The organism is Bacillus sp. MYb56, assembly GCF_002976445.1.
In the GTDB taxonomy this organism is placed as follows: Bacteria; Bacillota; Bacilli; order Bacillales; family Bacillaceae_G; genus Bacillus_A; species Bacillus_A mycoides.
Genome location: NZ_PCOH01000125.1, coordinates 1 through 1,336, shown reverse-complemented (window position 1 = coordinate 1,336; position 1,336 = coordinate 1). Strand labels below are relative to the sequence as shown.

1 protein-coding gene and 1 pseudogene are annotated in these 1,336 nt (G+C 33.9%); both read left to right on the top strand.

What is annotated here, in order from left to right; genetic code table 11:
• Positions 1-629 (top strand): hypothetical protein (locus CQ058_RS31325; protein WP_105590276.1); only part of this gene is annotated, 629 nt, incomplete at its 5' end.
• A 15-nt stretch (positions 630-644) separates the two neighbouring features.
• Positions 645-1,336, top strand: a pseudogene (locus tag CQ058_RS31320) (VirB4 family type IV secretion system protein); the annotation flags it as partial.

Below are 1,336 nucleotides of genomic sequence, written 5' to 3'. Positions count from 1 at the left end.
TAAAAAAACAGAAGAAAGAAAAGCCAAAGAAAGATGTTTCGAAAAAGAAAAATACAAAACTGTTAGGTTTTTTATCTAGAAAAAAGAAAGAAGCGCCACCAAAGGTAAAGAAAAGTATTGCGGAAATTATGCAAATCGTAGATATGACGGAGGATGGCATATTTGAGCTGAAAAATGAGGAGTTTTTAGAAATTCTTCAAGTGGAAGGTGACGATATGTTCTCAAAGAATAGCGACGAACAAGCATTTGTCATTTTCTCACATGCTTATTTTTATCAAGCCTACAAACAGTCCATTAAACTTGTTTTTTTAAACTTCCCATGTCAAACAACCGAACAACAACGTTATATAGAGAAGAAAATTAAAGAATGTACCAGTCCTTTGTATGAACGAATTTTAAATCAAAAGTTAAAAGAACTTCAGTTTTTAGAATGGGGCAGAACAAATCGGGAAGCCTTCTTATTTATTTACGGAGAAACGGAATTAATCGTAAAAGAACGTGTGGATGCAGCAAAGCGATATATCAAACGCTCTACCGAGCTATTAGAGGTGGATGAAGAGAAAAAGTTAGAGCTTATGTTTAAATTGTTTAATCAAAATGCAAAATTAGGAACGAAAAATATATGGTAGTAAGGAGGAAACAATATGTTTGCGTTCAAAAGTAAAAAATCAAAAAAGGAAAAACAAGAGGAACTAAAAAAGAAGAAAGGTTACAACCCTTATTTAGTGGCTAGAGTTCAGCCACAAGGAGGCGTAAGTTTTAAAGAAAGTTATGTGCAAACAGGTGATGGGTTTTCTACTTGTATCCATGTTTTTGATTATCCAACAGAAGTAAATGATTTTTGGTTAGAGCAAATTATGAATATGCCAAATGTGATCACAACATTAGATGTAATGAGTGATGACCGAAAAGAGGTTGTTGAATCGATTAATAAATCCATGAGTGAACAAAGTGTGCGGCATGATACAGCAAAGGATAATATAGATCGGATTGATGCAAAAAATGAATTTTTAGAGCTGGAAGCTCTCTATACGGATTTGAAACAAGGTGAGGTCATGAAACGTATTCATATCCGTATCTATGTTTCCGCTAGAACTTTAGATGAGTTAGAAAAACAAGTAAAAGAAATTATGGAAACATTAGAGTCTTATAACTTTCGAGGAGCTGTCTTTTTAAATGAACAAGAGTATGAATGGGATGCACTCGTGACGAGCTTTGATACACAAAAAAATTATGTGAACCGAAGAAAAGGAAAAGAAATTCCGGCAGTCAGTTTGGCTGGTGGATGTCCATTTCACTATTCTTATTTGAACGATCCATACGGTACGTATTATGG